This window comes from Desulfosarcina sp. (assembly GCF_033791525.1).
Lineage (GTDB): Bacteria > Desulfobacterota > Desulfobacteria > Desulfobacterales > Desulfosarcinaceae > Desulfosarcina.
Window position 1 is genome coordinate 24,790 of the sequence record NZ_JASJGN010000062.1, and the last position, 8,319, is coordinate 33,108.

Annotated in this window: 7 protein-coding genes; 2 read left to right on the forward strand and 5 right to left on the reverse strand. The window is 50.8% G+C overall.

Annotation, left to right across the window (positions count from 1 at the left end; genetic code table 11):
* Nucleotides 1-9: 9 nt before the first annotated feature.
* The 5 genes from QNK41_RS03110 to QNK41_RS03130 all read right to left on the reverse strand — a co-directional run bounded on the left by QNK41_RS03110 (nucleotide 10) and on the right by QNK41_RS03130 (nucleotide 3,764).
* A complete protein-coding gene (locus tag QNK41_RS03110; protein WP_319253648.1) occupies nucleotides 10-294 on the reverse strand; it encodes a hypothetical protein in 285 nt (94 codons plus the stop codon).
* Between the two features lie 96 nt (nucleotides 295-390).
* Nucleotides 391-804 carry a DVU0524 family FlgM-associated protein gene (locus QNK41_RS03115; RefSeq protein ID WP_319253650.1) on the reverse strand — a complete coding sequence of 138 codons (414 nt, stop codon included), beginning with the start codon at nucleotides 802-804 and terminating at the stop codon, nucleotides 391-393.
* 93 nt (nucleotides 805-897) lie between these two features.
* Entirely contained in the window at nucleotides 898-1,287 is a 390-nt protein-coding gene (locus tag QNK41_RS03120) for an NUDIX hydrolase (RefSeq protein ID WP_319253652.1), read from the reverse strand.
* A gap of 238 nt (nucleotides 1,288-1,525) precedes the next feature.
* Nucleotides 1,526-2,809 carry a class II fructose-bisphosphate aldolase gene (locus QNK41_RS03125; protein WP_319253654.1) on the reverse strand — a complete coding sequence of 428 codons (1,284 nt, stop codon included), beginning with the start codon at nucleotides 2,807-2,809 and terminating at the stop codon, nucleotides 1,526-1,528.
* 415 nt (nucleotides 2,810-3,224) lie between these two features.
* Nucleotides 3,225-3,764 (reverse strand): DUF4124 domain-containing protein, encoded by a 540-nt coding sequence (locus QNK41_RS03130; protein WP_319253656.1) that lies wholly within the window; start codon nucleotides 3,762-3,764, stop codon nucleotides 3,225-3,227.
* 274 nt (nucleotides 3,765-4,038) lie between these two features.
* Between QNK41_RS03130 and QNK41_RS03135 the strand changes: the two genes are divergently transcribed.
* Both QNK41_RS03135 and QNK41_RS03140 read left to right on the forward strand, forming a co-directional pair.
* Complete coding sequence (locus QNK41_RS03135; RefSeq protein ID WP_319253658.1) at nucleotides 4,039-6,150, forward strand: penicillin-binding protein activator; 2,112 nt, start codon at nucleotides 4,039-4,041, stop codon at nucleotides 6,148-6,150.
* Between the two features lie 311 nt (nucleotides 6,151-6,461).
* Nucleotides 6,462-7,769, forward strand: coding sequence for a 3-deoxy-D-manno-octulosonic acid transferase (locus QNK41_RS03140; RefSeq protein ID WP_319253659.1), 1,308 nt, complete (start codon nucleotides 6,462-6,464; stop codon nucleotides 7,767-7,769).
* Nucleotides 7,770-8,319: the final 550 nt, after the last annotated feature.

Consider the following 8,319-nt stretch of genomic DNA (forward strand, 5'->3'; position numbering starts at 1 on the left):
ATCTAACTGCTAAGCGTGTTCGTCTATCGGCTTTTGTTCGGGCGGCGTTCTAAAAATCACCTTCCCGTTTTTATCGTATTTTTCAAAGAAAACACCCTCATCGTCCGTTTTGTAGCCGCCGGTTCTTTCCTGTACATCGGATTCAGGCTTTGCACTTTCTTGAGAACCCTCGATGGGTCGCTCTTCAACGGCTTTTTCGACCCGTTTAAGGATGACGTCCTTGTTTTCGATGGCCAGATTGTTGTCTGTCCGCGTCGTCGTTCTGACGGCTGATTCGCCAATTGTATTCAACATGGCAATACCTCCTTTGTTTTCTACAAATGTGTTTGCCGTTCCTGGTAATGTTGCCCTTCCTGCAATGCCAGGTGCCGGCCTGTCCCTTTACATGGTTTATTCAGCTTTACGGTTAATGGCCGCTTTGGCCAGTTCATCGAGCCGATTCATCAACCCCTGCGAGTTGTCAACAGCGATGGACCGGGTCTCCTTTTGATTGTCTCCAACGATGGTTTTGAATACGAACGCATTTTCCTTTTGGACCGTGTCCAGGTCTTTTTGTGTAGCTTGAACCTGCTTGATCATCTCTTGGCCAAAGTTTGATCCGGGGTCAACATTGGTAATCTTTTTGAGTACGCCGGCAGCCACTTTTTCCATTATTGACTGGTTTTTTGCTTCCGTTGAAATCGTAATCGCATCCGATTTGGCATCATGGGTGCCCACATGCTGGGGGTGATCCGATTTTCCCTGGCTAAGCTGCCTTCGATAGACATTCAAGACGTTATGGATTTGATAGCTTTGAATATACATATGGGTCCCTCCGATACCTTTATCGGTAAGTCCGGAAAAAACCTTTAGGAAAAAAGAAAAAAAAGCTTTTCGACCACAACCCTGTCATTCAGATTATGGTGTAAGTATTGAGTAACAAATGCGGATAAAGGATTGGTGACTTTCAAATGCGACATCGGGTGAATTCTTCTTATCGAAGAAATCTACATCGGATGCATCGTCGCCGGCCACCGCTGATCCTGAATAACAGGTCACCAGATATCCGATCAGCAAAATCGATTGATAGAGTGTGCCGGGACTGGTGGTGACGCCGATGAGGGTGTTGATTCGACCCGTCAGGCCGGTTTCCTCTTGAAGCTCACGCATGGCTGCCTGCTCCGGCGTTTCACCGCATTCCACAAATCCCCCCGGCAGGCACCACATGCCCTGTTTCGGGGCCACGCGCCGTTTCACAAGCAAGAGCCGCTGATGGTCATCGACAAGTACCACACAGGCTGCCGGCACCGGATTCTCATATATGGGCCTCTGGCACCTGGTGCAATACAGACGCATCCTTCCTTCTACATGCCTGTTTTCAAGGGGAAAGGCACAAAAATGACAGAATTGCTTGGTTTCTTTTTCCATGCAAACACCACATTTCATTGGTTAATAGGTTGGGCAGAAACGAACAAACCACTGCCGTGTGAAACACACGGGACAGTGGTTTGCCAGTTTAATGGGGGGCATGATGACGTGGATTCAATCAGTCGTCAAAGTTTCCCTCGGGACTGTCGTTGCTTTCAATTAAAGCGGCCTTCTGGGCAATTTTTTCCGGTGCCCATTCCTCTGGGTCTTCAATTCGATTGGCTTTGGGGCCCGGATCAAAACTATTGGCTTCCAGGATGGTTTCAATGGCCAGATCGGCGGTGTCCCGGGCATTAAATACATTGACGAGCATGTTGTAAACGAATGATTCCACCCGTTGCTCCATTCTTTCCCGGATTTCCCGGGGAAGTCCCTGCAGCTTGGTTTCAAAAGGCAGGTTCAGCTTTTTGTAGTTGCCACCCTTCCATCCCTTATTGTTGGCATAGGCCACCATCTTTGCCCACATGGCTTCAGTGACACCCTGATCGTTGACTTTGATAAAATCGCCGTTGTCGTCCAAAGCGGCATTACCGTCATCATTGACATCGAGTCCCCACGAAATCATTTGCAGGGCGGTGGCGACATTGGCTTTGGTGGTGTGGGTGCGGTTGGCGATTTCCCGAAGGCGCTGTGAACTGTTACCGGATGTACCGTGCTGTGCACCCGATACATGGTAGTCCACCAGCGCATCGTGGATCTGTTGGGTAAGGTCAATCTGGATTCCCTGGCCGCTGGCTTCGATGCCGTGGACGGTCCCGTTGTTCAGGGCGATCCAGTTGGGGAAGATGCCGTGTGCGTTGAGTCCCTGAATCAGGAAAAGGGCCTCAGCCTCGGTCGACAGTCCCAATTTTCCCTTGATTTCACCGATTTCCGTCTCCAACCCTGACCAGTCAGGAATAAACGGCTTCAGTTCCAGATTGGTGGTCAGGTTCTGGTCATCCGGGAGATGGGAGGCGTCAATGGCAATGGAGGTGATGCCTGCTTCGAACATTGTGGGGATTTCTATCTTGGCATCCGGTATATCGTCCTTGCTTTTTATGCCGTAGTGGTCGGCATGTATGGCCACAGGAATGGTAATGCCCAGTTCATTGCACATCGCGTCCACTATCCGGGCCATATTCCAATAATTGACCGCACAATAGGCATCGGCGCCCCCTTCGGAACGGGCAATCTCGATAATCAATGCAGAATTTGCCCGTTGGGCGGCTTTAAGCGCACCCCGGATAACAAAGATATTTCTGCCGTTGGCTGCCATGCAGATGGCGTTTTTCTTTTTGATCATCGCCAGGTCGATGACTTTCCCACTGACCAGCAGCGCTTTCGAATGGGGAAACCGTTTCTGGATATTGGGGGGGCGGCCCACTGAAACCGCTTGGTTGAAGTCACTGGATGATGATGTCATGGTTTTCCTCCTTAGGCACGTTTCTAATGATAACGATGGTTATGATTGGGTGAAATGGATGGTAATGAAAAATCCAGTCAATATAAGGTTGATGAATCCGTAAAAAGTCGAATTTCCGACGGCACCGTAAAGAGGTCGAGATCAAGGCTTGCGGGCCGCGAAAGCGAGCTTCGGCGAGCGAATGGCAAATCGATCAAGATCCTTACGGCGAACATTCATGTTCCATCCCGAGAATACCGCTATCGCGGGTGCCGAAGGCAGCGTACTTATCGTACGCCGCAGTGACGAGAGATGAAGCGTAACGCAGATATCGGCCTTTTTACGGTGCCGTCAAGGTTGTCTTGAACGGCAACCCATCACCAATGTTAGCAACAATCGGTGTCTTGACGGCGCGTCGATGGTAGATCTATGCGTTTTACTCGGTTTGAGGTGGTCGTTTTGACATGATCTTTTGGTTATAGGCGTTTATCTTTTCTTTGAAGGCGTTAGATTTTGCTTCGTACTGTTCCGTCTTTTGGTTGAATGCGGTGATTCTGTAGTTCAGATCTGCCCGGGCCTTGAAGTTAAGCGCCTCGGGAGTCAACTTTTCAATCTGTTTTCTTTCTTCGAGCAGTTGCTGGTAAATGAGGTCTAAATCCGCTTTTTCTTTTTCAAGCGCTTTACGGCTCAGTTCAGCGGTTTCGCTTGCTGCGCCAGTGTCCGGAACCGCTGCTTTGGCTTTAAGGGAGGATTCCGGTTGGGCCTTTTGTGTGTTCTCGGTTGTTGCCTTCGCCGGTGTTTTTATTTCGGTCTCAATCCGCTGGGCTTCGGCCCGCTGTTCCTTTGGCACCTGGCTAAGGTCGTCTGTCCAGCGTTTTTGACCATTCTCGTCGGTGTATTTGTAGATTTCAGCGTACGCCGATGCTGCAAACAATAGCGCCGTGACAAGAATAAAGGCCGACATTGGTTTTTTCATGGGCAAAGCCTTTGTTGTGAGATGAAGGTGGAACCCATCCACGGTGAATGGTAACCATCTGAATGCCCAACTATAATGTCCTTGCCGGGCGGATGTCAAGCACCGACCATGGCATCCAAAACAATCCATAGACAATCGGATGCACGGTGAACTATTGTTTGACAATGAATTCGGCTTGTGTAGATTGAGCGAGGCCACTTGGCGGCCTCAGGCCCACATCAAACCGCTATGTTCGGCTCCCTTGAGCGGGGAACCTCGCAGAAAGATAATAAAAATGGCTTGGATTATTCGAACGGTAATTCTCTTGTTGGTGGTTATCCATTGGGGTTGTGCGCCAAAACCATTGCCGGTATCCGTCCCCGGACTGGTTCCCGCGATGCCGGGCAATCAAGCTTACCAAGACGCCGAGCGAGCCCTTGAAATTGGACTATTCACCGAGGCGTTGGACGGCTATCATACATTTTTACGTGAAGCCTATGACGCCCCTTTCGTTGATGACGCCCTGTTTAAAATAGGAAAATTATACCGACTTACCGGCCGCGATGACGATGCCATCGCTGTCTTCGCCAGGCTGAAACGTGAATTTCCAGAGAGTGCACTGGTGTCTGGTGCCGAGCTGGAAATCTTGACGATCCTGTTCGACGGCGGCTATTTTGAATCGGTTATCACCCATGGGCACGCCTATATCGAATCCACTGACCCCACGCTTCGCCGGATGCCGTTTTTCTTTATTGTTGCAGACGCATATGAGGCGATGGGTTCACATTTGGAAGCTGCTCAATTCTACTATCGGGCGTGGAATACAGCCTCCGGTGCGGATGTGGACGCCGCCTGGACCCAATTAAAAAATACAGCCGAACAGCTCAGTGCCGACGACCTCCAGCGGTTGATCTCGCAGGTAAAGGATCGACGCCTCATGGGCCTTTTGCTTTACCGGCTCGGCATGGCCTTTATTCTCGAAGAAAAATATGATGATGCAATGGATGTCCTCAAGGCCTTTGTAGAGCGATTCCCCGAGCATCCGGACTATCCAGATGCGTCGGATATGATCCATTCCTTGACGGAACGTGCCCGATTTACCCCCTTTAGCGTCGGGTGTGTGCTGCCCCTTTCGGGTTCCTATGCCATATTCGGCCAGCGGGCCTTAAACGGCATCGAAATGGCGCTGAGCCAGTCCGGTGAGATGGGTGGCGGGATTCCCTTCACCATCATTGTCGAGGATTCCCGGTCCGATCCCGCTGTGGCCATGAAGGCGGTGGATCAGCTCGATCAACAAAAAGTCGGGGCCATCTTGGGTCCCATGTCCGCAGCCGAAGCCGCCTCCGAAAGGGCCCAGGCCCGGGGGATCCCGATTCTCGTTTTTACCCAGCGAGATGGGATTCCGGATATCGGCACTTATGTGTTCAGGAATTTCATCACTCCCCAGATGCAGGTGCGGTCCCTGGTATCATTTGCCGTGGAAGAATTGGGTGCAAAGCGGTTTGCCGTCTTGTATCCCGATGAAAATTACGGTCGGCGGTACATGAACCTGTTCTGGGACCAGGTGGTCAATTATGGGGGCGTGGTTAACGGCGTTGAGATGTATGACCCCGAAGGTACGGATTTCGCCAAACCCATAAAAAAGATGACTGGTATTTTCTATGAAGTCCCCAAGGATCTAACGGTACCCGACATGCCGCGGCTTCACACGTCGCTGCTACCCCTCATTGAAGACGCGATGCGATCCGGACGAGATGTGATCGCCGACCCCGTGGAGCGGATCAGCGGTATCCCTCTCGACCGGGAGGCCATTGACGATCTTGGGCGCCACCATTCGGACAGGAACGATCAATGGCACCCCATTGTGGATTTTGATGCGGTATTTATTCCTGATGCGCCTAAAAAAGCGGGGTTGATCATACCGCAACTGGCCTATTATGATATCCGCGATGTGTATTTACTTGGCACCAACCTGTGGAACTCCAGTACACTTTTAGAAATGTCAGGCGAATATATGAAAGGCACGCTGATCGCCGACGGCTTCTTTGCCGAAAGCCGGTCTGAAACGGTCAAACAATTCGTGGCGGCTTTCCAGAATGCTTACGGCAGGGTCCCGGGCATCATCGAGGCAGTCGCCTACGACAGCGCCATGATGGTATTTCAAACCATGCGGCAAACCGCCTCCGACTCAAGGCGAGACTTGAAACAGGCCCTGTTGCTGATCAACGATCTCGAAGGTGTCTCAGGCCGGACCGGCTTCGCGCATAACGGGGAAGCGGAGAAAACCATGCACATGCTTCGGATTAACCGGGGGCGGTTTGTTCAGGCCACGCGAACCGCTGAAAGCGTGAACCCTGAACCTGTGAACCCGGGTAAATCGGTGCTGTTGAAAAGGCGCAGGCCGTAAACCACAAATTGAAGGCACAAAATCTAAAATACCAAGCATCAAATAACAAATCTCAAATAAATTCCAAATTGCAACATCCAAATCTCAAACGGGCAAACACCAAAAGTTGTTTGTCATTTTGATTTCTCCACAATTGATAATTCGGATGCCCTTTCTTCCAGACAAATGATGGTTTGGAATTTTTTATTTGGCTATTGAGATTTATTTGTAATTTGGTTTTTGGACATTGTCTTTTATTTTATGTCATAAAAACAATAAGTTCTGGATTTAGATACTGAACCCCGAACCCCGAACCTGTGAACCCTGAACCTGTGAACCCTTATCATTTCGCCTATAACTTTTTTGCATTCGGGCTTTCCCTGATCGTCCTCCCTGCGATCTGGTGCCACGAGAAGAAAGACCCGGAACGGAAGGCGGCGCTGACCCAGCGGCTGGGATACGATTTTCATCCCCAGCATCCGGTCACGCCCGGCCGCCCGAGAATCTGGATTCATGCGGTTTCCGTGGGCGAAGTGAAGGCGGCTGAAGCCATCGTCAACGCCTTGAATACATCCTGCATCAAGGCGTCAATTCTCCTTACCACCACAACGATGACCGGCCAGCGATACGCACGCAGGCGGTTCGCCGGCCGGGCCACCGTGCGATACGCCCCAGTGGATTTGTGGGGGGCCACCCGGCGGTTTTTGTACGCTCACCGTCCTGATCTGCTGGTTTGCATGGAGACGGAAATCTGGCCCAACTGGATCGCCAACGCCCAAGGGGCCGGTATTAAAACGATGTTTATCAATGGCCGCATTTCTGACCGGTCGATTCGTTCGTACATGAAGATCCGGCGGTTGATGAAGCCTGTTCTGGAGAAGGTGGATGCCTTCAGCATGATCTCCGAAGCGGATGCCCGACGGATCATCCGCCTCGGCGCGCCGGCCCATCGGGTCCAGATCAACGGCAATGTGAAAATGGATGCGCCGGATTTAGATCGGGATGACGCCGTGGTTCAAGATTTAAAGCGGCTATACGCCGTGGACGAAAATTCACCGGTGTTTGTCGCGGGAAGTATTCGTGGGGCAGAAGCGGATATTCTGATGGCGGTCTATGACCAACTGGCAAGGCAGATTCCGGGCCTGGTATTCATTCTTGCGCCGCGACATCTAAACCGGTCATCCCGGATCGTAGACATTGCAAGCGCCAAAGGGATCGAATGGCAATATCGGACGCAACTGGGCGAAGCGGGGGCTGCACGGTCTGCACCGCTGGTGATCCTGGACACCATCGGTGAGTTGCGCGACGTCTACAGCATCGCCTCAGTGGTGTTTTGCGGGGCAAGCCTCGTGCCGCTTGGCGGGCAAAATGTGCTCGAGGCCGCCGTGTGGTCCAAACCGATACTCTACGGCCCCTCTATGGAGGATTTTGAAGAGGCCAGAACCCTGCTCGAGACTTTAGGCGGAGGTATCTGTGTGAAAGACGGAACGGAACTGGTCGACCGGGCCGTCCATTTACTTCTGCATCCTGATGAAGCCCGTCGGTTGGGCCGCTTGGCAAAAAGGGCAGTGCTTTCCAATCAGGGTGCAGCCCGCCGTCATGCACGGGTTGTCGCTGAAATATTGCCCAATCTTGGGTAGCCGTTCACGGGTTAAAAGGTTCAGAGGTTCAGAGGTTCAGAGGTTTTGAACTTCGAACCCAGAACGCAAAACGCAGAACGAAGAACGCAGAACCCCGGAACCCAGAACCCGGAACCCGGAACCCAGAACCCAGAACCCATGAACCCGGGTAAATCGGAAGCAACAAATTGCAGGCACAAAATCTAAAATAACAAGCATCAAATAACAAATCTCAAATAAATTCCAAATTGCAACATCCAAATATCAAAAGGGCAAAAACCGACAGTTGATTGTCATTTTGATTTCTCAAGAATTGATCATTCGGATGCCCTTTCTTCCAGACAAATGATGGTTTGGAATTTTTAATTTGGCTATTGAGATTTATTTGTAATTTGGTTTTTTGGAAATTGTATTTTTATATATTTTCTGTCATAAAAACGATAAGTTTGGGATCTATATACTGAACTCTTAACTCTGAACTCTTAACTCTGAACTCTGAAATCTGAACTCTGAACTCTGAACTCTGAACTCTGAACTCTGAACTCTGAACTCTGAACCCTGAACCCTGAAC

Bases quoted from the DNA above. Each gene is read 5' to 3' on its own strand.
- QNK41_RS03130 (WP_319253656.1), bottom strand. From the start codon at position 3,764: ATGAAAAAACCAATGTCGGCCTTTATTCTTGTCACGGCGCTATTGTTT.
- QNK41_RS03135 (WP_319253658.1), top strand. From the start codon at position 4,039: ATGGCTTGGATTATTCGAACGGTAATTCTCTTGTTGGTGGTTATCCAT.
- QNK41_RS03115 (WP_319253650.1), bottom strand. From the start codon at position 804: ATGTATATTCAAAGCTATCAAATCCATAACGTCTTGAATGTCTATCGA.
- QNK41_RS03125 (WP_319253654.1), bottom strand. From the start codon at position 2,809: ATGACATCATCATCCAGTGACTTCAACCAAGCGGTTTCAGTGGGCCGC.
- QNK41_RS03110 (WP_319253648.1), bottom strand. From the start codon at position 294: ATGTTGAATACAATTGGCGAATCAGCCGTCAGAACGACGACGCGGACA.